25 protein-coding genes are annotated in these 22917 nt (G+C 68.4%); 8 read left to right on the top strand and 17 right to left on the bottom strand.

All coding sequences use genetic code 11. The features are described 5' to 3' along the window. Positions 1–36 precede the first annotated feature (36 nt). The 7 genes from map to dxr form a co-directional block, all read right to left on the bottom strand. The gene (gene map / locus ACIQF0_RS21650) at positions 37–894 is read right to left on the bottom strand and encodes a type I methionyl aminopeptidase (RefSeq protein ID WP_360047310.1); all 858 of its coding nucleotides are present in this window, start codon (positions 892–894) and stop codon (positions 37–39) included. A 10-nt stretch (positions 895–904) separates the two neighbouring features. Then, complete coding sequence (locus ACIQF0_RS21645; protein ID WP_330273146.1) at positions 905–1033, bottom strand: hypothetical protein; 129 nt, start codon at positions 1031–1033, stop codon at positions 905–907. Beyond that, positions 1033–2823, bottom strand: a complete 1791-nt coding sequence (locus ACIQF0_RS21640) for a penicillin-binding transpeptidase domain-containing protein (RefSeq protein WP_401031807.1) — start codon at positions 2821–2823, stop codon at positions 1033–1035. Before ACIQF0_RS21640 ends, ACIQF0_RS21645 begins: the two co-directional genes overlap by 1 nt. Before the next feature lie 18 nt (positions 2824–2841). Then, on the bottom strand, positions 2842–3693 hold the full coding sequence (locus tag ACIQF0_RS21635) for a GNAT family N-acetyltransferase (RefSeq protein ID WP_330273144.1): 852 nt from the start codon (positions 3691–3693) through the stop codon (positions 2842–2844). Between the two features lie 116 nt (positions 3694–3809). Then, positions 3810–4940 carry a flavodoxin-dependent (E)-4-hydroxy-3-methylbut-2-enyl-diphosphate synthase gene (gene ispG / locus ACIQF0_RS21630; RefSeq protein ID WP_036016096.1) on the bottom strand — a complete coding sequence of 377 codons (1131 nt, stop codon included), beginning with the start codon at positions 4938–4940 and terminating at the stop codon, positions 3810–3812. Positions 4941–4990: 50 nt separating this feature from the next. Beyond that, the gene (locus ACIQF0_RS21625) at positions 4991–6202 is read right to left on the bottom strand and encodes a site-2 protease family protein (RefSeq protein WP_360047312.1); all 1212 of its coding nucleotides are present in this window, start codon (positions 6200–6202) and stop codon (positions 4991–4993) included. 7 nt (positions 6203–6209) lie between these two features. Then, positions 6210–7340 carry a 1-deoxy-D-xylulose-5-phosphate reductoisomerase gene (dxr, locus tag ACIQF0_RS21620; RefSeq protein WP_401031804.1) on the bottom strand — a complete coding sequence of 377 codons (1131 nt, stop codon included), beginning with the start codon at positions 7338–7340 and terminating at the stop codon, positions 6210–6212. A gap of 135 nt (positions 7341–7475) precedes the next feature. Here dxr and ACIQF0_RS21615 point away from each other — a divergent pair, with 135 nt between their 5' ends. After that, positions 7476–7742, top strand: a complete 267-nt coding sequence (locus ACIQF0_RS21615; protein WP_191303020.1) for a GlsB/YeaQ/YmgE family stress response membrane protein — start codon at positions 7476–7478, stop codon at positions 7740–7742. Between the two features lie 60 nt (positions 7743–7802). On the opposite strand, the gene ACIQF0_RS21610 is transcribed toward ACIQF0_RS21615, so the two are convergent. Both ACIQF0_RS21610 and ACIQF0_RS21605 read right to left on the bottom strand, forming a co-directional pair. Then, positions 7803–8453: a response regulator transcription factor gene (locus ACIQF0_RS21610; protein WP_030479625.1), complete on the bottom strand. Its 651-nt coding sequence runs from the start codon at positions 8451–8453 to the stop codon at positions 7803–7805. Further along, entirely contained in the window at positions 8450–10054 is a 1605-nt protein-coding gene (locus ACIQF0_RS21605; RefSeq protein WP_401031800.1) for a sensor histidine kinase, read from the bottom strand. The genes ACIQF0_RS21610 and ACIQF0_RS21605 overlap by 4 nt, the downstream gene beginning before the upstream one ends. A 185-nt stretch (positions 10055–10239) precedes the next feature. Between ACIQF0_RS21605 and ACIQF0_RS21600 the strand changes: the two genes are divergently transcribed. Continuing rightward, positions 10240–10701: a hypothetical protein gene (locus tag ACIQF0_RS21600; RefSeq protein WP_360047316.1), complete on the top strand. Its 462-nt coding sequence runs from the start codon at positions 10240–10242 to the stop codon at positions 10699–10701. Between the two features lie 67 nt (positions 10702–10768). Here the strand turns inward: ACIQF0_RS21600 and ACIQF0_RS21595 are convergent, their stop codons facing one another. The 3 genes from ACIQF0_RS21595 to ACIQF0_RS21585 form a co-directional block, all read right to left on the bottom strand. Then, a complete protein-coding gene (locus tag ACIQF0_RS21595; RefSeq protein ID WP_401031795.1) occupies positions 10769–11578 on the bottom strand; it encodes an ArsR/SmtB family transcription factor in 810 nt (269 codons plus the stop codon). Between the two features lie 77 nt (positions 11579–11655). Beyond that, positions 11656–12462 carry an ABC transporter permease gene (locus ACIQF0_RS21590; protein WP_401031793.1) on the bottom strand — a complete coding sequence of 269 codons (807 nt, stop codon included), beginning with the start codon at positions 12460–12462 and terminating at the stop codon, positions 11656–11658. Beyond that, a complete protein-coding gene (locus ACIQF0_RS21585; RefSeq protein ID WP_401031790.1) occupies positions 12459–13298 on the bottom strand; it encodes an ABC transporter permease in 840 nt (279 codons plus the stop codon). The genes ACIQF0_RS21590 and ACIQF0_RS21585 overlap by 4 nt, the downstream gene beginning before the upstream one ends. A gap of 55 nt (positions 13299–13353) precedes the next feature. Here ACIQF0_RS21585 and ACIQF0_RS21580 point away from each other — a divergent pair, with 55 nt between their 5' ends. Next, on the top strand, positions 13354–13893 hold the full coding sequence (locus ACIQF0_RS21580; protein ID WP_401031787.1) for a TetR/AcrR family transcriptional regulator: 540 nt from the start codon (positions 13354–13356) through the stop codon (positions 13891–13893). Beyond that, positions 13868–14980, top strand: a complete 1113-nt coding sequence (locus ACIQF0_RS21575) for a cytochrome P450 (RefSeq protein WP_401031785.1) — start codon at positions 13868–13870, stop codon at positions 14978–14980. Before ACIQF0_RS21580 ends, ACIQF0_RS21575 begins: the two co-directional genes overlap by 26 nt. On the opposite strand, the gene ACIQF0_RS21570 is transcribed toward ACIQF0_RS21575, so the two are convergent. After that, positions 14967–16100 carry a spermidine/putrescine ABC transporter substrate-binding protein gene (locus ACIQF0_RS21570; protein ID WP_401031782.1) on the bottom strand — a complete coding sequence of 378 codons (1134 nt, stop codon included), beginning with the start codon at positions 16098–16100 and terminating at the stop codon, positions 14967–14969. The genes ACIQF0_RS21575 and ACIQF0_RS21570 overlap by 14 nt on opposite strands. Beyond that, a complete protein-coding gene (locus ACIQF0_RS21565; RefSeq protein ID WP_401031779.1) occupies positions 16093–17232 on the bottom strand; it encodes an ABC transporter ATP-binding protein in 1140 nt (379 codons plus the stop codon). Before ACIQF0_RS21565 ends, ACIQF0_RS21570 begins: the two co-directional genes overlap by 8 nt. A gap of 155 nt (positions 17233–17387) precedes the next feature. Here ACIQF0_RS21565 and ACIQF0_RS21560 point away from each other — a divergent pair, with 155 nt between their 5' ends. After that, positions 17388–17645, top strand: a complete 258-nt coding sequence (locus ACIQF0_RS21560) for a DUF2631 domain-containing protein (RefSeq protein ID WP_360047324.1) — start codon at positions 17388–17390, stop codon at positions 17643–17645. Here ACIQF0_RS21560 and ACIQF0_RS21555 read toward each other — a convergent pair. Then, the gene (locus ACIQF0_RS21555; RefSeq protein WP_401031775.1) at positions 17642–18541 is read right to left on the bottom strand and encodes an NADP-dependent oxidoreductase; all 900 of its coding nucleotides are present in this window, start codon (positions 18539–18541) and stop codon (positions 17642–17644) included. The two genes, ACIQF0_RS21560 and ACIQF0_RS21555, sit on opposite strands and share 4 nt — an antisense overlap. 103 nt (positions 18542–18644) lie before the next feature. Between ACIQF0_RS21555 and ACIQF0_RS21550 the strand changes: the two genes are divergently transcribed. Then, complete coding sequence (locus ACIQF0_RS21550) at positions 18645–19007, top strand: winged helix-turn-helix transcriptional regulator (protein WP_401032800.1); 363 nt, start codon at positions 18645–18647, stop codon at positions 19005–19007. Here ACIQF0_RS21550 and ACIQF0_RS21545 read toward each other — a convergent pair. Then, positions 18997–20553 (bottom strand): serine/threonine-protein kinase, encoded by a 1557-nt coding sequence (locus ACIQF0_RS21545; RefSeq protein ID WP_401031772.1) that lies wholly within the window; start codon positions 20551–20553, stop codon positions 18997–18999. The genes ACIQF0_RS21550 and ACIQF0_RS21545 overlap by 11 nt on opposite strands. A 136-nt stretch (positions 20554–20689) precedes the next feature. Between ACIQF0_RS21545 and ACIQF0_RS21540 the strand changes: the two genes are divergently transcribed. Continuing rightward, a complete protein-coding gene (locus ACIQF0_RS21540) occupies positions 20690–21883 on the top strand; it encodes a ricin-type beta-trefoil lectin domain protein (protein ID WP_401031771.1) in 1194 nt (397 codons plus the stop codon). Between the two features lie 117 nt (positions 21884–22000). Beyond that, positions 22001–22492 carry a beta-class carbonic anhydrase gene (locus ACIQF0_RS21535; protein WP_401031768.1) on the top strand — a complete coding sequence of 164 codons (492 nt, stop codon included), beginning with the start codon at positions 22001–22003 and terminating at the stop codon, positions 22490–22492. Here the strand turns inward: ACIQF0_RS21535 and ACIQF0_RS21530 are convergent. Then, positions 22489–22911 carry a hypothetical protein gene (locus ACIQF0_RS21530; protein WP_401031766.1) on the bottom strand — a complete coding sequence of 141 codons (423 nt, stop codon included), beginning with the start codon at positions 22909–22911 and terminating at the stop codon, positions 22489–22491. The two genes, ACIQF0_RS21535 and ACIQF0_RS21530, sit on opposite strands and share 4 nt — an antisense overlap. Between the last annotated feature and the right edge of the window lie 6 nt (positions 22912–22917).

The following is a 22917-nucleotide window of genomic DNA, read 5'->3' as shown; positions in this document are numbered from 1 at the left end:
CTGACCGCCGTCTCTCACGAAAGAGACACCTGGAGGTCAGCAAACTGTGAGGATCTCCGAGCCGGTCTCGGTCACGACGATCGTGTGCTCGAACTGAGCGGTCCAGCTCTTGTCCTTCGTGGTGACGGTCCAGCCGTCGTCCCACATCTCGCCCTCGAAGTCCCCGAGGGTGATCATCGGCTCGATCGTGAACGTCATGCCGGGCTCCAGCACGGTCTTCACCGACGGCTCGTCGTAGTGCAGGACCACGAGCCCGCTGTGGAACGTGCGGCCGATGCCGTGGCCGGTGAAGTCGCGCACCACGCCGTAGTTGAACCGGTTCGCGTACGCCTCGATGACGCGGCCGACGACGTTGAGCTCACGGCCGGGCTTCACGGCCTTGATGGCGCGCATGGTCGCCTCGTGCGTGCGCTCGACGAGGAGCTTGGCCTCCTCGGAGACGTCGCCCGCGAGGAACGTGGCGTTCGTGTCCCCGTGCACGCCACCGATGAACGCGGTGACGTCGATGTTCACGATGTCGCCGTCCTCGACGACCGTCGTGTCCGGGATGCCGTGGCAGATGACCTCGTTGAGCGAGGTGCAGCACGACTTCGGGAAGCCGCGGTAGCCCAGCGTCGATGGGTACGCGCCGTTGTCGCACAGGAACTCGTGCGCCACGGCGTCGATCTCGTCCGTCGTCACGCCCGGCACGACGACCTTGCCGGCCTCCTGCAGCGCCTGGGCCGCGAGGCGCCCGGCGATCCGCATGGCCTCGATGATCTCCGGCGTCTGCACCCACGGGTCGGTGCCGCGCTGCGGCGCGGGCTTGTCGACGTACTCGGGACGCACGATGCGCGAAGGCACCTGACGCCGCGGAGATTGCACACCAGGCTGCAGAGGGGCACGAACAGGCATGCGTTCCAGATTAGCCGCCCAGTCGCGTGCTGCCCCGAACCTGGTCCTCCGCCCGCGGCTCCGGCACCCGCGGCGCCGGCAGCAGGATGCCCGCCCGGAGCAGGCGTTCACGCATGGTCAGATCCTTGGTCTTGCTCATCACGGCACCGCCTTGAGGAACCTCGCCGCCACGTCCACGGCTGGAGTTGAAGTCTCTCCACTGAGCACCAAGGTCGCGAACGCGAGATCGCCTCGGTAGCCCATGAACCACCCGTGTGAGTGCACGCCGTCACCGAACTGCGCGGTACCAGTCTTGCCGCGCACGTCTCCGTACGGCTTGAGTTGCGGTGCAGTGCCCGACTCGATGACCTCGCGCATCATCGCGCGCACCGGATCCAGTGCGGCCACGGGCGGTGCGGCGGGCTGTTTGTCCGCTTTGGTCTCCTTGCCGCGCACCAGTTGCGGCACGGGCATCGAGCCCTTCGCGATGGACGCCCCGACCAGCGCCATGCCGAACGGCGACGAGAGCACCTTGCCCTGGCCGAACGCGTCCTCGGCCCGTTCCACGACGTCGGTCGCGGGCGGGACGGAACCGGTGATCGTAGTGAGGCCCGCGATGTCGAAGTCGACGCCGAGTCCGAGCGACAGCGCGGCGTTCGGCAGCAGCTCCGGCGTCATGTCGACGGCGAGCGTCGCGAACGTGGTGTTGCAGGAGAACGCGAACGCCGAGTGCAGCGGGATCGTGCCCTTGTCGAACTCGCTGGAGTTCGGCACGATCCGGCGGCCGTCGATGGTCGTCTTGCCGGGGCACGGCACCGGGGTGTCGGCGTTGACCTTGCCGGACTGGATCACGGCCAGCGCGGAGACAGCCTTCATCGTGGAGCCCGGCGGGAAGCGGCCGGTCAGCGCGAGGGCGCCCTGGGCGTCGGCGGGGTCGTTCTGCGCGACGGCCAGGATGTCGCCGGTCGACGGCTGGATGGCGACGAGGATCGCGGGCTGCGTGACCGGTTCGACGGCGTCCTCGGCGGCGGCCTGGATCGCCCGTGACAGCGCGATGTTCACGGCCTTGGCGGGCTCGGGGGCCTTGGAGTGCAGTTCCTCGACCTCGGTGCCCTGCGCGTCGACCGTGCTGACCCGGAAGCCCGCGTTGCCGGCGATGTCGTTCTCGACCAGCTTGCGCACGGCGGGCAGCACCTGGGTGGCGAAGTTGCGGCTCGGTGCCAGCAACGACGTCTGCGAGCTGAACCGCACGCCGGGCAGTTCGTAGATCAGCGGCTTCACGGACTGGTAGTCCGGGTCGCGCAGCGCCGCCACCTGGTAGGCCTGACCCTCCGGGGTCTTGGCCACTCCGTCGGTGATGGTCTGCTGGGTGATGGCCTTGTCGAGCGGGTTCAGCGCGTCCGCGAGGCTCTTCGTGACGGCCGCGACGTCGCCGGCCTCCTTCGCGACGAGCATCACCGAGACGACGCGTTCCGGTGCGAGCAACGGCGTGCCGTCGCGGTCGAGCACCGGCGCCGGGTCCGGGGTGAGCTCGGCGAGCTTGACGGACTGCTGCGGGGCGAGCTTCGGATGCGCCACCGACGACGCCCAGTGCACCTTCCACGTGTCGCCTTCCTGGCGCACGTCGAACTTGGTCGAGTACGTCCAGTGGCGGTTCTTGCCGAGGTTCCAGTCGAGCGTGACGGACGCCTCCGACGCCAGCTCGCCGTTCTTGCGGATCTGGTCGACCTTGCTGGTCAGGCCTTCCGGTTTGAGCGCTCCCCGGAACTTGTCCAGGGTCTCCTTGGCGTCGTTCGGGTTGTCGGTCATCCCTGCGGCACCCTGCACGTCACCGGACGCGAGCTTCGCCAGGAAGTCGTTGGTGATCTCCGGAGCCCCCGGTTCCGACTTGAACAGCCCACAGCCGCTCACCGTCACCAGCAACACCGTGATCGTCGCGAGAAGTCGCACTCGCGCGAGTATGCCCGTTCAGAAGAGGACAGTGGCGTATTGCCCGACTTGTTCGAAACCGATTCGCCGGTAGGCGGCCTGGGCCACGTGGTTGTAGCCGTTGACGTAGAGGCTGGCCGTGCGGTTGAGGACTCGGGTGAGCCGGTCCGCCACGGCGGCCGTTCCGGCGGTGCCGATGCCCTCGCCCCTGCGGTCAGGACGGACCCAGACGCCCTGGATCTGGCCGACGCGGGACGACATGGCGCCGATCTCGGCCTTGAACACGACCTCGCCGTGCTCGAACCGCGCGAACGCACGGCCCGCGGCGATCAGTTCCGACACACGAGCCCGATAGCCCGCACCGCCGTCCTCGGCGCACGGATCGATGCCGACCTCTTCGATGAACATGGAGATCGCGGCCGGCAGGTAGCGGCCGATCTCGCTGGGACGGACCTGGCGCACCAGCGGGTCCGGGGTGATCTTCGGGCTCGACGAGATGGCCATCAACGGCTGGTCGCCGCGCACCTCGCGGGCGGGGCCCCAGTCGGGCTGGAGCTCGTCCCAGAGCGTCAGGACCTGCTCGGCAGGCCCCACGAGGCTCGAGCACATGCGGCCCCTGCGGCGGGCGCGGTCCGCGAACATGCGCATCGCCGACGCGCTGCCCTTGAGCGGGATCAGGTTCGGCCCGGAGAAGCACAGGCCGTCGACCCGGCCGCGCAGAGGCCGGGAGTCCGAGCCCCACATCTCGCCGCCCAGACGCCACGGGTCGAGGCCGGCCACCTCCACCCTTGCCGCGACCATGCACGCGGCTACGGGGTCGTTGTCGAAGACCCCGCGCACATCGATCAGGTCGCGTTCGTCGAGAACGCGCGCTCCGGCCAGCCTCAGCACGGCTCCAGCGTGCCAGATGAACGGCGAATGTGGCATCAGCCAACAGTGCGCCTGTGCATGGACACACGGTGAGGGGCGGCACACACGTCGTGCGCCGCCCCTCAGTCGTTCAGGTACTAGCCAACGGTGACGGCGGGAGTCCCGCCCTCGACCGGTTCCATCTCCTCGGCGAGGCGCATGGCCTCCTCGATGAGGGTCTCCACGATCGCGTGCTCGGGCACGGTCTTGATGACCTTGCCCTTCACGAAGATCTGGCCCTTGCCGTTGCCGGACGCGACGCCCAGGTCGGCCTCGCGAGCCTCACCGGGGCCGTTCACGACGCAGCCCATGACGGCGACGCGCAGCGGCACCTCCATGCCCTCCAGACCGGCCGTGACCTGCTCCGCGAGCGTGTACACGTCCACCTGCGCGCGACCGCAGGACGGGCAGGAGACGATCTCCAGCTTGCGCGGCCGCAGGTTGAGCGACTGCAGGATCTGGTGACCGACCTTGATCTCCTCGACCGGCGGGGCGGACAGCGACACCCGGATGGTGTCGCCGATGCCCTGGCGCAGCAGCGCGCCGAACGCGACGGCCGACTTGATGGTCCCCTGGAACGCGGGACCGGCCTCCGTGACGCCCAGGTGCAGCGGGTAGTCGCACTGCTCGGCCAGCAGTTCGTACGCGCGCACCATGACGACCGGGTCGTTGTGCTTGACGGAGATCTTGATGTCGTGGAAGTCGTGCTCGGCGAAGAGCGACGCCTCCCACATCGCCGACTCGGCCAGCGCCTCGGGCGTGGCCTTGCCGTACTTCTTGAGCAGGCGCGGGTCGAGCGAACCGGCGTTGACGCCGATCCGGATCGGGGTGCCGTGGTCCTTGGCGGCGGCCGCGATCTCCTTCACCTGGTCGTCGAACTTGCGGATGTTGCCCGGGTTGACCCGGACCGCGGCACAACCAGCCTCGATGGCGGCGAAGACGTACTTCGGCTGGAAGTGGATGTCGGCGATCACCGGGATCTGGGACTTCCTGGCGATCGCGGGCAGAGCGTCAGCGTCGTCCTGCGACGGGCAGGCGACGCGCACGATGTCACAGCCGGACGCCGTCAGCTCCGCGATCTGCTGCAGAGTCGCGTTGACGTCGGACGTCAACGTGGTCGTCATCGACTGGACTGAGACGGGGAACTCGCTGCCGACACCGACGTTGCCGACCATCAGCTGCCTGGTCTTGCGACGTTCCGACAGCACCGGCGGCGGCAGTGCCGGCATTCCGAGCATCACGCCGTCACTCATGGGTTGTGCACCTTTCCGTGGATCACTTATTGCAACCTGATCGGGTTGACGATGTCGGCGGTCACGGTCAGCAGCGTGATGGCGCCGCCGATGAAGATGACCACGTAGGTGAGCGGCAACAGGCGCATGTAGTTGACCGGGGCGCCGGCGGGCTTCCCGCGCAGCTTCCTCAACCAGTCTCGCACCCGTTCGTACAGGTTGACGGCGATGTGACCACCGTCAAGGGGGAGCAACGGCAGGAGGTTGAACACACCGACGAAGAAGTTCAGGCCCGCCAGCATGAGGATGAAGAACGCCCACAGGCCTCGCTCCGCGGCGTCACCGCCCAGGCGGGACGCACCGACGACGGAGATCGGGGTGTCGAGGTCGCGCTCGCCGCCGCCGATGGCCTTGACCACGGCCGGGATGCGCTCCGGGAAGCGCATGAGGCCCTTCCAGGTGTTCACGAACATGTCGCCGGTGAACGCCAGGGACGCCGGGACCGCCGCGAGCGGGCTGTACTCGAAGTTCTGCTGCCAGGTGACGCCGATGGCGCCGACCTCCTTGACCTCGCGGCCGCCCTTGCCGTCCGTCACCTCGCGGGTGACCTTCGGCACGTTCACCGTGAGCGCCAGTTCCTTGCCGTCGCGCAGGACCTTGAACTCGGTCGGGCCGCTCAGGTCACGGGTGATCTTGAGCATCTCGGACCAGGTCGAGATCGGCTTGCCCGCGATGGACGTGACCTCGTCGCCGGGCTGCAGGCCCGCGTCCTTGGCCGGAGCCGGGGCACCGGGCTGGCACGGCGCGGTGAGGCCCACGGTGTGGTTCTGCACGCACGGCGTGATCTCGGCGAGAACCGGCAGGTCCTTGTTGTTCGGCAGGCCGAGCGACATCGCGAGGATCAGCAGGATGACGAAGCCGAGGATGAAGTGCGTGATCGAGCCGGCGGACAGCACGACGACGCGCTTCCACACCTTCTGGTTGTAGAAGGCGCGCTTGCGGTCGTCCGGGTGCACCTCGTCCAGCGCCGTCATGCCGGTGATCTCGCAGAAGCCACCGGCAGGGATCGCCTTCAGGCCGTACTCGGTCTCGCCCTTGCGGAACGAGAAGAGCTTCGGGCCGAAGCCGATGAAGTAGCGGGTGACCTTCATGCCGAAGGCCTTCGCGGTCAGCAGGTGCCCGAACTCGTGCAGCGCGATGGACACCGCGATGCCGGTCGCGAACAGCAGCACCCCGAGGATGTTGATGAATGTGTTCACGGAAAGCTCAGTTCCTTCCAACCAGCTCGCGGGCACGTGCGCGTGCCCAGTCCTCGGCGGCCAGGACCTCCGCGACGTCCGCGGGGTCGTTCTGCCAGTCATTCGCCTCGCCGAGAACCTGGCCGATGGTGTCCACGATCGACAGGAACGACGTGTCGCCGGCGACGAAGGAGGCGAGTGCCTCCTCGTTCGCGGCGTTGTAGATCGCAGGCAGGCAACCACCGGTGGTGCCTGCCTGCCGCGCGAGCTCGACCGCCGGGAACGTGACGCTGTCCAGGGGTTCGAACGTCCACGAGGTGGCGGTGTCAAAGGTACAGGCGGACGCGGCACCCGCGACGCGCTCGGGCCACCCCAGCCCCAGTGAGATCGGCAGCCGCATGTCCGGAGGCGACGCCTGCGCGAGCGTCGAGCCGTCCGTGAAGGTGACCATGGAGTGGATGATGGACTGAGGGTGCACCACGACGTCGACGCGGTCGTAGGGGACCCCGAACAGCAGGTGCGCCTCGATCAGCTCCAGGCCCTTGTTGACCAGGTTCGCCGAGTTGATCGTGACGACCTGGCCCATCGACCAGGTCGGGTGCGCCATCGCCTGCTGCACGGTGATGGCCTCGAGCTCTTTGCGGCTCTTCCCGCGAAACGGCCCGCCGGAGGCCGTGAGCACCAGCTTGTGCACCTCGTTCTGGGTGCCACCGCGAAGGCACTGCGCGAGCGCCGAGTGCTCGGAGTCGACCGGCACGATCTGGTCGGGCTTGGCCGCCTTCAGCACGAGCGCCCCGCCCGCGATGAGCGACTCCTTGTTCGCGAGCGCGAGCACGGCCCCGGTCTCCAGGGCCTTCAACGACGGCTCCAGCCCCCTGGACCCGTCCATGCCGTTGAGGACGACGTCCGCGGGCGCCGCCTCGATCAGGTCGACCATGCTGGTCAGCGTCCTGACACCGGGCACCTCGGCGCCGTTGGCCACGGCGACCGTCTTCACGTCGAACTCCGCCGCCTGCTCCGCGAGCAGGTCGAGCTGACGTCCACCCGCGCCGAGTCCGACGACCTTGAAGCGGTCGCGGTTGCGCCGGATGACGTCGAGCGCCTGGGTGCCGACAGAGCCGGTCGAGCCCAGGATCAGGACAGTGCGTGGAGTACTCATCGCCCCTCATTGTTCCGGAGAGTGCCTGAGAGCCCGGCACAGCCCGTTACTTTGATAACGGAGTGGTCTTGAAGGTGTGAAGTCGCCAGTTCGAGGGCATTCCTCCGACGTCAAGTCGTTGGAAGGAGACTCTCCGTGGGCATCCTCGGATGGATCGTGCTCGGTCTGCTTGCCGGAGCCATTGCCAAGGCCATCATGCCGGGCAAGGACCCGGGCGGAATCATCATCACGATGCTGATCGGCATCGTCGGCGCGATCTTGGGCGGATTCATCGGATCTGCGGTGTTCGGGACCGATCTGGGCTCGTTCTTCGATCTCCGGACCTGGCTGCTGGCCATCGTCGGATCGTTGATCCTGCTGGGCATCTACCGCCTGGTCACGGGTCGACGCAGTCACGCTTAGCCGTACTGACGTTTGAGGCCGTTCGGGTGACACCCGAACGGCCTTTTCGTTTGTGCTAGGTCAGGTCGCGATGCCCGCGTCCCGAGCCAGCAGGGCAGCCTGCACCCGGTTCGTGAGCCCCAGCTTGGCCAGCAACCGCGACACGTACGTCTTCACCGTCGCCTCCGACATGTGCAGCTTCGCGCCGACGTCGGCGTTCGACATGCCCTGCCCGAGCAGCGCGAGCACCTCGACCTCGCGGTCGGTCAGCCCCTCGACGGCCTTCTGGGCCTCCTGCCGCTTCGGCTGGCCGGAGGTCGCCACCATGCCGACGACGCGTGAGGTGACCATCGGCGAGAGGTAGGCCTCGCCGTTGTTGACGGCACGCACGGCGCGGAGAAGTTCCTCGGGTGCGGAGTCCTTCAAGAGAAACCCAGCGGCACCGTCGGACAGCGCGCGCACGATGTTGTCGTCCTCGCCGAACGTCGTCAGCATGACGACGCGCACGGACGGTGCGACGACGCGCAGTTCCTTGGCGCACGCGAGGCCGTCCATGCGGGGCATGCGGATGTCGAGCACGGCCACGTCGACTCGGCGCTCGCGGACGATCTGCAGCGCCTCGCGGCCGTCGCCTGCCTCCGCCACGAGCTCGATGTCGTCGGCGGTGCCGAGGATGGCCTTGATGCCGGCGCGCATCAGCGGCTCGTCGTCGGCGATGAGCACCCGGATCATTGACCTGTCCTCTGCACGTGGATCTTCTTCTCGACCAGCTTGCCGTCTCGGAAGCAGAAACGCACCACTCGGGTGCCCTTCGCGAGGTACGACTGCTCGTCGGTGATGTGGTAGACGCAGCGCGCGCCTGGCGGTTCGGGGCCGGCCTGCGACTTGCGTTCGCCGTCCGCCACCAGGGGTTCGTCGCCTGCCGGGAGCAACGCGAGCACGTCGGCCTCGGACTGGCCCTCCTGGATCCGGTCGAGGTTCTCCTGCGACACGACCTCGGTCACCGGCTGCGCGCCGAGGTAGGTGAAGCCGCCGATGATGGTCGTCAGCACCAGGGACGCGCCCGCGATGGAGCCGACGCCCGCCCATTTGCGGATGCCGCGCGGCGACTCGGTCTCGTCCTGCTCGTCCTCGGGCTCGTCCGGGAGCGGCGTCTCCTCGTACGGCAGCACGGCGGCGATCCGGAAGCCACCGGACGGCAGCGCGCCGACGTGCAGGATTCCGCCGGCCACGCGGACGCGTTCGGTGAGGCCGATCAGCCCGACGCCCGGCTCCTGGACCGGGGAGCCGTTGCGCGACGGGTTGTTCCGCACCTCCACGACCAGGGCGTCCGGCTCGTACTTCACCGTCACCTGCACCGCGGCGCCCGGCGCGTGCTTGGCGGCGTTGGTCAGGCCTTCCTGCGCCACGCGATAGGCGGCGTGAGAGACACGTGACGGCAACGGGTGTGCCTGCCCGCCGCGCACCAGACTGACCAGAACACCGGCCTTGCGCGCGTCGCTCACCAACGAGTCGATGGACTCCGCGGTCCGTGTCGCGGGGTCGTCGTCGGGACCGTCTTCTGCCCGCAGCACGCCGATGATCGACCGCAGCTCCCCCATGCCGGTCAACGCGGCCGAGCGCAGCACCCCGATCGCCTCGCGCTGCTTGTCCCCCAGCGACGGGTCCAGCGCCAGCGCGCCGGCGTGCACGGAGATCAGCGACAGCCGGTGGCCGAGGCTGTCGTGCATGTCCTGGGCGATGCGGCTGCGTTCGCGCAGACGGACCTGCCGCGACAGCATCTTGTGCTCGCCGCGCATGCGGGCCTCGCGGTCCTGCATGGCCTGGATCAGCGCCTCGCGTTGCGCCAGATACCGCCCGACGAGGAACGGCAGGGCCACGCCCACGCCGAAGATCGTGACCAGGATCAGCATCCCGTAGACGGGTTCGATGTCGAGCGGCCGGGAGTCCCAGTCCCACAGCAGCACGACGACGATGAACGTGAGCGTGGTCGACACGACCGCCTTGACCCACGACTCGAGCCGGCGGCCGGCCGTGTAGCTCAGCACGACCATGATCGCCGGTCCGAGGAACGGGATCGCCGCGCCGGCGATCATGGCCGTCGCCGGGAACAGGTGCCGCAGCGGCAGCAGCACGACGTAGACGGCGGCGTACGCGACGATCGTCCAGCCCGTCGCCTTCGCCTCGGCCCACGGCCCCGGCCACACGTCCAGCAGGATCGCGCCGACCACGACGAGCAGGTCGCCGATGAGCCGCACCGGCGTCAGCGCCCGGAACCGGGCCAGGGTGTCGGCGCGGAACGCCTCGGCCCTGGCCCGCACAGCAGTAATCACGCCCTCAAGCTACGAGACGTCCCACGTCCGCGCGGCACGCTGGAGTATCGAATTCACACGACGAAAGTTGACGCCGCGGTCGATCCAGGTCGCGTGGAACCCCTTAGACGAGGTTCGAAGTACCCGTTCCACCCATGATCGTCTCGGCATGCTCCGCCCCCTGCACATCAATCTCAGGGGGAAACATGAGAAAAGCGTTGTGTGTGCTGTTCGCCGCCGCCTTGGCGCTGATGACGTTGCTGGGGACGACGTCAGCAGCGGTCGCGAAGCCGGCCGAGATCAATCTGAGCGGTCCGGCGGAGGTGGGCGCGCCGGTGCCCGACGTCTCGGCTCAGGCCTTGTCGTGCGGCAGCGGCAACATGTGCGCGTGGCCGGTCGGTGACGGCAGCAGCAGCCGCTGCAGCTGGGGCGTCGCCGACCCCGACTGGCAGGGCGGGGACATCCGGTGTTCCTGGTCGGGTTCCCGCGCGGTGCGTGCCGTCGAGAACGCCGGGGCCAGCACGGCCTACGCCAGGGTGTGCCTGTATCCGGGCGCGAACTACACCGGGAGCGTCGCGTACTACGTCGTGCGAGGCGCGGAGGCTCCGAACTTCCCGAACGTGCTGATCCGCTCCCACAAGTGGGTCACCGGGAACACCTGCTGGTGATCTGAAGCCGAGGGCCGTCGCGCCGGTGTCCGGAATGGACGCTCGTCGCGGCGGCCCTCGGTCGCGTTCAGCGCTCCGCGGCGAGCATCCGCAGTCCCAGCGGGGTGATCAGATGCAGGGCGAAGTTCTCCTCGCGTTCGGTCGCGATGAGGCCAGCCTCGCGCAGCACGCCGGTGTGATGGCTCACCGTGGCGGGGGCGACGCCCACCAGCCTCGCCAGCCTGGTGGTGGTGCTCCCGCCGACCACCGACCGCAGGATCGACGCCCTGGTGGCGCCCAGCAGTGCGGTCAGCTGGTCACCGCCCGCGCGCCCGCCGGGCGGCAGGCGGGACTCGGTCCGGATCGGGAAGACCAGCGCCGGCGGATCGGCCAGGGCCACCGGGTGGTGCGGGGCGAAATAACAGGGGATCAACGTGAGACCCCGTCCGTCGAGACGCAGGACCCGGTCGTGCGGGTGGTCGACGGACAGCACGGGCGGATGCCAGCGGGTGGCGGCCCCGAGCGTGCTCAGCAGTCCTTCCGGGCCGCGGTGCAGGTACTGGTGGATCCTGACCGCCGCGTCGGTGCACAGCCCGCCCTCGATGATCGGCAGGTACGGCTCGATCGCGCGGCTGCGGTAGACCCGCAAAGCCTGGCGCACAGCGCTCTGGTCGACGCGAGGCAGATCTTCGAGCAGGGTGTGCAGCGCGCTCCGCAGGTCCCGGTCGTGTGCGGCGAGCGCGCGCACGTGGCGACGCCATGGACCGAAGCACAGAGCGCCCTCACCGTGTTGCAGGACCTGGACGCTCCCGGCGATCTCCCACATCAGGTCGGTTTCCAGTTTCAACCGCGTGTGCGCGACGTCCCGATCAGTGAAATGGATGTGCAGCTGCGGCACGTCGTCCTCCCCCAAGGAACTGGCCTCCACTGGAGAAGTCGTCCGCGCCGAGGCGGAGATACAGCCCTGGCGGGAAGTTAGGCCAGCCGAGCGACAGCCCCCGCCTTGCGAGCGCGCCACGACGCGATGACCACACCGATGATCAAAAGCAGTGCCGTCGCGGTCACCATCAACGTCGACAGCGCCACGATCTCCGGCGAGATCCCGCGCTTCGACGCCTGCGCGTAGACGAACACCGGCAACGTCGTCGATCCGACGCCGGTCAGGTACGACGAGATCACCACGTCGTCGAACGACAGCAGGAACGCGAACGCCGCCCCCGCCACCACCGCGGGCGCCACCAGCGGCAGCGTCACGGTCCGGAAGGCCACGAACGGCGACGCCCCGAGATCGGCCGCGGCCTCCTCCATCCGAACGTCCATTCCGGACACCCGCGACCGCACCACCACGACCACGAAGCTCAGCGAGAACGCCACGTGCGCGAACAACAGCGCACCGAACCCGAGTGGAATCCCGGCGAGCCGAACGAAGAACCCCAGCATCGCCACACCCATGACGACCTCGGGCACCACCAACGGCAGCGACAGCAGCACCGTCCACAGCCCGCGGCCGGGAAACGCGCGGCGCAGTCCGAACGCCGCCAGCGTCCCGATCACCGTGGAGATCGCCGCCGACGCCAGCGCCAGTTGCAAGGTCAGCTGCAACGACGCGAAGACGCGCGTGTCGTCGAGCAGTTCCGCGTACCACTGCAACGAGAACCCGCTGATCCGCGACAACGACCGCGACGAGTTGAACGACGCGATGGCGAGCCACGCGATCGGTGCGTACAAGAACAGGAAGACCAGGGCCACGACAGCGCCGAGCGCCCACGGACGACGGTTCACAGCACGTCCTCCCCACGCCGCCCGCGCAGCACGAGCACGAACACCACCAGCACGAGCAGCAGCACGGCCATCGCCGAACCCAGCGGCCAGTTGTTGCCGCCGCGGAACTGGTCGTCGATCACCGACCCGAACGTCGACTGCTCGACCCCGCCGAGCAGCTTCGGCGTCACGAAGTCACCGGCCGCGGGCACCAGCACCAGCAACGACCCGGCCAGCACACCGCTCAGAACCCCCGGCAGCACCACGCGGAAGAACGTCGACACGCGCCCGTGCCCGAGGTCGTACGACGCCTCCATCAACCGGACGTCGAACCGCTCGCACGCCACGTACAGCGGCAACACCATGAACGGCAGAAAGCCGTACGTCAGCCCGAGAACCACCGCTCCGTGCGTGAGCAGGAATCCACCGTCACGGTCCAGCCCGACCCACCCGAGCACGGTGTTCACGAGCCCTTCGCCGTCCAGCAGCGCCTTCCACGCGTAGATCCGCGCGAGGTAGCTCGACCAGAACGGGATCAGCACCGCCGCGAGCAACGCCGTGCGGTACCGGCCGCCGTGCCGCGCGATGAACCACGCCAGCGGGAAACCGAGCAGCAGACAGGCGACGGTCGTGGCGCCGGCGTAGAGCAGGGTCCGTCCGAAGATCGGCAGGAACGCCGGGTCCAGCGCCGTCAGGTACGCCTGCGCCGTCCACGGCAGCACCGCGCGGGCGACCCCGGTGTTGCGGGTCGCGAAGCTGAACTCGACGACCACGACGAGCGGCGCGATCAGGAAGAACCCCAGCCAGAGCCCGGTCGGGGCGAGGAGGGCGTTGGCCTTCAGCCAGCGTCGAAGCACGGATCCACATCCTGCCACCACCTACCCGGGCGAACATCTGTGTACCGTTGTGAACATGAGTGTTCACCTGCTGCAGACGGCGACATCCGTGCTGCTCAAGGACCCGACCGCGTCCCTGGGCGACGTAGCGCGGGCCGCCGGTGTCGGCAGGACCACACTCCACAAGCGCTTTCCCACCCGGACGGCACTGGTCCGCGCCCTCGCGAGCGACGCGCTGGACCTGATCGACTCGGTGGCGTGCCACGTCGACTTCGGCAGCGACGACGCACTGGAAGACCTCATGACGCGCCTGGTCGCGCTCGGCCCGCGGGTGGAGTTCCTGCTCCGCTTCCCCGGCCTCGACCACGACGAGGAGCTGGCCACCCGCATCCGCGAGATGGACCGGCCCGTGCTCGACCTGATCACCCGGCTGCAGGGCTCCAAGCTGCGCCGCGACCTGCCCGCGTGGTGGATCCTCAACACCCTCTACGCCGGGCTCTTCAACGCCTGGGAGGCGATCAGCGACGGCCGTCTCGCGCCGCTGGACGCTCCCCGGTTCGTGCTGACCACGGTGTTCGAGGGGGTAAGTGATGTTCGAGCAGTTGACCGCACATGAAGACCCGAACCCGATCTACGAACGGATGCGCGCGCTCGGGCCGCTGAGCGGTGACGGTGGCCTCTGGTTCACGACGAGCCACTCGGTGGCCAACACGATCCTGCGCGACCGGCGGTTCGGCATGCGGTTCTCCGACGGGAGCCGTCCGGCCAACGGCAGTCTGCTGGCCGAGTCGTTCCTGGAAGCCGACCCGCCGGACCACACCCGGCTGCGCAGGATCGCGACGCCGGCGTTCAGCCCGAAGAAGATCAACGAGTACCGCTCGCGCGTCGAGAAGGTCGCCGACGCGCTGCTCGACCGCGACGAGTTCGACCTGATCGAGGACTTCGCGGCGCCGCTGCCGATCTCGGTGATCAGCGACCTGCTGGGCGTCCCGGACGCCGACACGGCCGAGTTCGCGGACTACGGCGCGCTCGTCGCCGCGTCGATCGACTCCGGCGTCACCCCGGAGATGGCCGACGCCAACGACAAGGTGCTCGAACTGTTCGACCGGCTCATCGCGCAACGCCGCCGGACGCCGGGTGACGACGTGATCAGTTCCCTGATCGCCGCCGAGGCCGAGAAGAAGCTCGTCCCGCAGGAGATGCTCAGCACCTTGGTGTTGCTGCTGGTCGCGGGCTTCGAGACCACGGTCAACCTGATCGGCAACGGCACGCGCGCGCTGCTCGACCACCCGTCGCAGTGGAAGCTCTTCCAGGCCAACCCGGAACTCGCGTCCGCGGTGGTCGAGGAGACGCTGCGGTGGGCGCCGCCGGTGCACATGACCAGCCGGATCGCGCACGAGCAGGTCCACCGGATAGGCAAGGACGAGGTCGTGACGCTGCTGCTCGCCGCCGCGAACCGCGACCCGGAGGTCTACCCGGAGCCGCACAAGTTCGACGTGATGCGCGTGCACAAGCCGGAGCACCTCGCGTTCTCCAGCGGCATCCACTACTGCCTGGGCGCGACGCTCGCCCGCATGGAGGGCGAGGTGGCGTTCCGCGCGCTGGCCCGCCGGATGCCCGAGCTGCGGCAGACGGGTCCGGTCCGGTTTCGCGACTCGGTGGTGATCCGCGGGATGAAGTCGTTCCCCGTCAGCCGGTCTTGACCTTCGTCCACGCGTCGGCGTAGAGCGCTTCGGCGTCGCCGCCGAGGTCCTTGGTGAACGGGAGTCTCTTCAGCTGGTCCTCCGGCGGGTAGACCACCGGGTCGTTCAGCAGTTCCTTGTCGATCAACGGCTTCGCGGCCGCGTTGGGGCTGCCGTACCGGACGGCGTTGGACAGCGCCGCACCCGCTTCCGCGCCGAGGACGTAGTCGATGAACCGGTGCGCGTTCGCGGCGTGCGGCGCGTCCTTCGGGATGACGAGCAGGTCCACGTAGGACAGTCCTCCCTCGGTCGGGATGGCGTACCCGATGTCGTCGTTGGCGGCACGCGCCTGGAAAGCGTCGCCGGAGTACGACTGCGCGAGCCGCACCTGGCCCGAGGTCAGCGGTTCGATCACGTCGGAGGTGATCTGGCCGAGCTTCTTCTTCAACGACAGCAGGAAGTTCGCCGCGTCGTCGATCTGCTTCGCGTCAGTGGTGTTCGGATCGTGGCCGAGCTTGAGCAGTCCGATCGCCATGCCGTCGCGGGCCTCGTCGAGGATCGAACTGCGGCCCTGCGCGTTCGGCAGGTCGAAGGCGTCGAACCCGGTGACCTCGCCACCGATCTGCGACTTCGAGTACGCCAGGCCCGTGGTGCCCCATGCCCACGGCACCGAGTACCGGTTGCCGGGGTCGTACTCGGCCTCGGCGAACCGCTGCTCCAGGTTGCGCAGGTTGCCGATCGCGTCGTGGTCGAGCGGCTGGAGCAGGCCGGAGCGCAGGAACCGGCGCAGGAAGTTGTCGCTCGGCACCACCAGGTCGTAGCCCGCTTGACCGGACGCGATCTTGGCTTCCATCTCGTCGTTGGTGGAGAAGTTGTCGTACGTGACCTCGATGCCGCTCACGGCCGTGAAGCCCGGCAGCGTCTCCGGCGCGATGTAGTCGGTCCAGTTGTAGAAGTTGAGCTTGGGCTCGTCGGTCAGGTTGACCGCCCTGCCCTCGCTCGGACCGCCGGTGTTCGTGGGCGCGGGGCCGACCGCGCAGGCGGCGAGCGCGAAGAACGCCATCGAGCCCAGCATCGTGCGGCGGGTCACCCGAGGGCTGTCGACGTCCCACAGCCGGGCGATCCGTACCTGCTCAGCCATCGCCCGACTCCAGCAGCACGGTGAACTCGGGGTCCCAGGCCATCCGCACGGTCTGGCCGGGCGCGCCCGCGTCGTCGATGCGCTGGGCGTTCTGCACGAACGCCGTGAGCACGCCACCAGGGGTGTCGACCACGAACTGCGTGGACACGCCCGTGTAGACGACGTCCTGAACGACGCCTTGGAGCACGCACCAGCCCGTCGGCGGCTCGGCGGTCTCGTTGAACAGGTGCACCTTCTCCGGCCGCACCGTCGCGGCGACCTTCTTGCCGTGGCTGATGCCGCCGGAGAACTTGGCGCGCAGGTTCGTGGCGCCGGGAGCCGTCAGCGCGGCGAACTCACCGTCCACACCGGACACCTCGGCGTCGAGGATGTTGGACGTGCCGATGAACCCGGCGACGAACCGGGTCGCGGGCCGTTCGTAGACGTCCTCGGGGTAGCCGACCTGCTCGATCTTGCCCGCGTTCATCACGGCGATGCGGTGCGAGAGGACCAGTGCCTCTTCCTGGTCGTGCGTGACGTAGAGGAACGTCGTGCCGACCTCGCGCTGGATGCGCATCAGCTCGATCTGCAACTCCTTGCGGAGCTTGGCGTCCAGCGCGCCGAGCGGTTCGTCGAGCAGAAGCAGTTGCGGACCGGCGGCGAGCGCACGGGCGATGGCGACGCGCTGCTGCTGACCACCGGAGAGCTGCGTGGGCCTGCGCTTGGCGAACTGCGACAACCGCACGAGCTCGAGGTGCTCGCCGACGCGTTTCTTCAGCTCGTCGCCGCGGATCTTCTTGCGCTTGAGGCCGTACGCGACGTTGTCCCACACCGACATGTGCGGGAACAGCGCGTACGACTGGAAGACGGTGTTGACGTCCCGCCGATAGGGAGGGACGCCCACCATGTCGTTGCCGTCGAGCTCGATGCGGCCCTCGTCCGGGTCGACGAAACCGGCGATCATGCGCAGGACCGTGGTCTTGCCGCAGCCCGACGGGCCGAGCACCGAGAAGAACTCGCCCTCGTGGACGTTCAGCGAGACGCCGTCGACCGCCACCTGGTCGGAGAAGCGCTTGCGCACACCGTGGAGACCGATCTCGACGGGGGCGAACGTGTCCGGGGTGGAGGCCTCGGCGGGAGAGAAGCCGGTCAAGTCGAGGCGCCTTCGCAAGATCGAACGGGTAGGCCTCGAAGAGCCTAAACCCGTCCGACCTCGCTCGTCAGTCGTGCGCGCGCGACCTCACACCTCCGTGCTCGTCGTCATGTGCGACGATGACCTCGTAATCCGGATGAGCAGTGGAGGAAACCGTGGCTACGTCCTCGGAACTGGACAAGCGTCCTGCCGTCGACCCTCACGAGGAACCGTCGCACGAGTGGGGCTGGCACGGCACGTTCCCCAAGGGCACCCGCATCGCGGGCTGGCTCTCGGCGGGCTTCTGCTTCCTGATGCTGATCGGCAACCACCACGGTAAGACCGAGAACATCTTCCTCATCGCCACCGGCGTCACGATCATCGCGTTCCTGGTGTGGGACACGGCTCGCCGCCGCACGTCCTGGCGCCGCTAGAGCGTCTCGAGCACGATCTTGCCCTGGGTGCGGCCCGTCTCGCCCAGGGCATGTGCTTTTCCGGCGTCTTCCAGGGGGAACGTCGCGTCGACGTGCACCTTGAGCTCGCCCGACTCGACCAGCGCCGCGATCGCCTCCAGGCCCGCGCGGTCGGGTTCGACCAGGATCGGACTGGTCCTGATGTCGTCGCGCATCGGCCTGTCCACTCCGGACGGCACGCCGACGAACAACCCACCGGGCCGCACCGACTCCGGTGACGAGCCGCCGACGAGATCGACGAACACGTCGACGTCAGTCCCGGCGTAGTCGCCCACCGTGTAGTCGATCACCTCGTCGGCGCCGATCTCCTTCAGGAACGCGTGCTTGGGCTCACGCGCGGTGCCGATGACGTACGCGCCACGCGCCTTCGCGATCTGGACCGCGAGGTGGCCGACGCCGCCGCCCGCGGCCGTGATCAGCACCTTCTGCCCCGGCTGCACGTCCGCCGTGTCGACGAGGACCTGCCATGCGGTGAGCGCGGCCAGCGGGAGTGCGGCCGCCTCGACGTGGGTGAGGCTCTTCGGCTTCTTCGCGAAGTGGCGGGATGGCGCGGTGACGTACTCGGCGTAGGCGCTCGCGGCGCGCGGGAACCACGGCATGCCGTAGACCTCGTCACCGGGCTTGAGGGTCGTGACGCCGAAACCGACCTCCTCGACCACACCGGAGACGTCCCAGCCGTTGATGAACGGCAAGGTCTGCATCCCGGCCATGCCGCTGCCGGCGCGGGTCTTCCAGTCGACCGGGTTGACGCCGGCCGCGTGCACCCTGACCAGGACCTCCGTCGGAAGCGGCGCGGGCTTGGACACGTCGCCGAGGGTGAGAGGGCCGCCGAACTCGTTCTGGATGATCGCTCGCATGCTGTCAAGCATGGGAGAGTTGGTCACCCTTCGCAATTAGGCACTATCTTGTGCACTAGGTACCTGATAGAAACTAGCTGTGATCAGGGACGTTTATCTCAAGATGTGTCCGTGCCGCGACCTGCTGGACATGGTCGCGTCGAAGTGGACGGCGCTGGTGATCGGTGACCTCGAGGACGGGCCCAAGCGGTTCGGTGAGCTCAAGCGCCGGCTGGAGGGCGTCAGCCAGAAGATGCTCACGCAGACGTTGCGCACGTTGGAGCGCGATGGGCTCGTCACGCGCACGGTCTACCCCTCGGTGCCGTTGCGCGTCGAGTACGAACTGACCGAACTCGGGCGCAGCGTCACCGAGCCGCTGGCCGCGCTGCGGTTGTGGGCGCAGAAGAACTACGAGTCCGTGGCCGAGGCGCGCGAGACGTTCGACAGTTCCGAACCCGTCGGCCTGGAACCCGCCACTAGCCGGTGACGACCCAGCCGTAGGACCACTCCGGCTTCTGGCCCTCGCACTTCGGGTCGAGCGAGTCGAAGTGCGCGCCCTCGAAGATGCAGCGGTACAGCTGCAACGCGGGGACGTCGGCCGGCTTGTCGTTGAAGACGTAGCCGAGGTCCCAGAGCTTGTCGTGCCCTTCGCAGTCCGGCCACGGTGACGTCATGTGGTCGCCCGAGCCCTTCACGCGGCACGCGACCAGCGGTTTGGTCCCCGGTTCCGGGTTCACCAGCAGCCTGCCGAGCCCTCCGGTGTTCTCGGCGGTGAACCCCGCGGGAGGCCCCGCGCCCGGCACTCCGCTGAAGTGGAACGGCGTGCCCTGCTTGATGTAGCGGGTGATCGCGACCGTCTTGCGCTCCGGCTTCGGCTGCGTCGTCTGCGGAGGCAGGGCCTGCGCCTGGGTCGGCTTCGAGGCGCTCGACGGCGCGGAGCTCGACGCCTGGCTGCTGCTCGGGGCGGCGGAACTGCTGCTCGGCGCCTCGCTCGACGACGAGGCCGTGGTGGTCGTCGCGCCGATGTTCTGCTGGGCGGCGGCGATCCCCTTCTGGGCATCGGGTTTGAGCAGGAACACGGCGACGAGCGCGATCACCACGAGCACGGCCGCGGCACCGGCGAACACACCGATCTTCTTGCGGGACCTGGGTTTCTCGTCCCAGTCCGCGTGCGTCGGCGTGTTCGGCGTGACGTAGCTCGTGACCGGTTCGATGACGACGGTCTGCTCGGACGGCGTCAGCGGCTTGACCGTGGTGGTGGCACCGCTGAGTCGTTCCCGCAGTTGGGCGGCCGTGAGCCGGCGGGTGTCGTCCTGGCTGAGCAGCGCCATGATCGTGTCGGCGAGCGGGCCCCTGGTCCGGTGCAGGACCGGCTCCTCGTACATGATCGCGTGCATGGTGGCCGCGGTCGTGTCGCGCTGGAACGGCGAACGGCCCTCGATCGCGTGGAACATGGTGGCGCCCAACGCCCACAGGTCGCTCGCCGGTGACGGCTGCTTGCCCGCGAACAACTCCGGCGCCATGTAGCCGGGCGAACCCATGATGCCGCCGGTCGCGGTCAGTCCCGGATCGTCCATCGCGCGGGCGATGCCGAAGTCGGCGAGCTTCACACGTCCGTCGGGCAGCACCATGATGTTGCTGGGCTTGACGTCCCGGTGCACGATGCCCGCCGCGTGCGCCGCTTCGAGCGCGTTGAGCGTCTGCAGACCGATGTCCGCTACCTCGTCCTCGGTGAGGGCCCTGCGGGTCATGACCTCGGAGAGCGTGGGCGCCTCGACGAGCTCCATGACCAGGTACGTCGCGCCGTGCTCGACGATGACGTCGTAGATGCCGACGACGTTCGGACTGTTCAGGCGGCCTGCCGTGCGGGCCTCCCGGAGCACCCGCTCGGTCTCGGTGGTCCGCAGCTCCTTGAGCGCGACCTGCCGTCCGATGACCCGGTCCTCGGCGAGCCAGACGACCCCCATGCCGCCCCGGCCCAGCTCTCTGAGCGTCGCGTATCTGCCCGCGACCAGCCTTGTCTCTTCCCCCACGAGGCCGCATGGTAGCCGGACGCCCGTGCCGTCCGGTTTCCTGTCCGGTTCTGTCCGCTGACAGTGCGTGCCGGGTTCGCTACCGTTCGAGATGGTCTAGACCGCTTCCCTGTCATCGCGTTGAAGGCGGTCTCTCATGTCTTTTGGCGTGTTGCTCGTGGCGTTGTCCCTGCTCAGTCCCATCGTGGACGACCTGCCGGACGAGTTCCGGCAGCCTTCCCCCGGTTTTTCGGTCCAGTCCGTCGTGTGTGAAGGCGACGGCGTGAGCGGCAAGCGCGTTCAGGCCGTGTACGTGCGCGGCGACCAGTCCGCGGACCGGTATCCGCAGCTCGTGGGTCAGTTCCAGACGTTCGCCGACCAGATCGACAACTCGTTCGTCGAGGCCGCTTCACGCCTGGGCGGCGGCGTTCGGCACGTGCGTTTCGTGACGCAGGCCGACTGCCGCGCGAAGGTGGACAACGTTGTCGTTTCTCAGTCGGCGATGTCCTCCCCTTCGGCCGTCGCGGATCAGCTGGCTGCTCGTGGCTACAACCGCACTGATCGCAAGTACCTGTTCTGGCACGACTCCGACGGCTGCGGCGTGGCGTGGGGCGCGCCGGGCGACGACCGGCCCGGCGCTGAGAACGGCTACAACTCCGGACCTTCTTACGCCGCAGTGGGAACGGGCTGCTGGACGTGGCAGGCCAGTGGCCACGAACTGCTGCACACGCTGGGCGCCGTGCAGCGTTCGGCACCGCACTCCACGGCGTTCGGTCACTGCTGGGACGACCAGGACATCATGTGTTACAACGACGGCGGCATCCCGAACCCGCCCGGCGGCCTGGTGAACGTCTGCCCTGGCGCCCCGGAGAACCAGCTCGACTGCGGCGGTGACGACTACTTCCACACCAACCCCGCTTCTGGTTCGTACCTGGCGACGCACTGGAACGTGGCGCGCAGTCAGTTCCTGACCTCGTCGGGGTCCGGCGCGATCGTGGGCATCGGCGGGAAGTGCGTCGACATCAGCAACTCCGGCACCGCCGACGGCACCGCGATCCAGCTCTGGGGCTGCAACGGCAGTGGCGCCCAGCAGTGGTCGCGCGTCGGGGACACGTTGCGCGCCTTGGGAAAGTGCATGGACGTCAACGGGTCCGGCGTTGCGGACGGGACGGTCGTGCACCTGTGGACGTGCAACGGAACCGGCGCCCAGGTGTGGTCGCGCGTCGGCACCACGTTGCGCAACCCGCAGTCCGGCAAGTGCCTCGACGCGGTCGGCAACTCCTCCGCTGACGGCACGAAGCTGAACATCTGGACGTGCACGGGTGGTGCGAACCAGAACTGGCAGCTGTAGATGTGTCGGCCCCCGCTTGTGTCTGAGTGGGGGCCTTTCTCACCTTTCGGGCGCGGTTGCAGGTATGCGCATACAACAGTTTGCTCACCTATACATCCAGGTGAGAGGACATGAACCATGTCGGTGACCGACGAACTGCTCGCCAACAACGCTTCGTACGCCGCCCAGTTCTCCGGCCCGCTCCCGCTGCCACCGGCCAAGCACGTGGCCGTACTGGCGTGCATGGACGCCCGCATCGACGTGTACCGCGTGCTGGGGCTTCAGGAGGGCGAGGCGCACGTCATCCGCAACGCCGGCGGCGTCGTGACCGAGGACGAGATCCGTTCGCTCGCCATCAGCCAGCGCCTGCTCGGCACGCGCGAGATCATCCTCATCCACCACACCGACTGCGGCATGCTGACGTTCACCGACGACGAGTTCAAGCGCTCGATCCAGGACGAGGTTGGCATCAAGCCCGCCTGGTCCGCCGAGGCGTTCGGCGACCTGGAGGAGGACGTGCGCCAGTCACTCGCGCGCATCACCGGCAACCCGTTCGTGCCGGTGAAGGACTCCGTACGCGGCTTCGTCTTCGACGTGGCCACCGGCGTGCTGACCGAGGTGAAGCCCTAGACGCACACCCAGCAGTAGAGCCGTTCCTCGTTCTTGACGGCCTCCGCGGCCAAGTCTCGAAGCTGCCCCAGGACGTCGGCCAGAACGACGGGATCGAACCCCTCCAGCTCTTCGATCTTCGCCCAGGCCGCCGCGATCTCGTACAGCCCACCGGCCGCGGCGAGCCCGTCCCTGAGCCCGTCGGTGACGGTGAGGACCAGCACCTCACCGTCATCCTCGATCGCCAGGTCGTGACCACACCGCGGGTCCTCGAACACCTCGTCGTAGGGCCGGCCGGTGAGCAGCTCCTCCAGTTGCCCCATCACCACGACGGGATCGAGCGACTTGGTCTCGACCGTCCTGAACGGACTGTTCACCGGCCCGCCGTCGATCGTGGCGGCCGCGAGCTCGTCCGACGGCGCGACGAAGTAGTCGTACATCACTCC

The sequence above is a fragment of the Lentzea sp. NPDC092896 genome, from assembly GCF_044754905.1.
GTDB lineage: Bacteria > Actinomycetota > Actinomycetes > Mycobacteriales > Pseudonocardiaceae > Lentzea.
The sequence above is the reverse complement of the archived record's forward strand: the minus strand, read 5'-3'. Positions and strand labels throughout refer to the sequence as shown.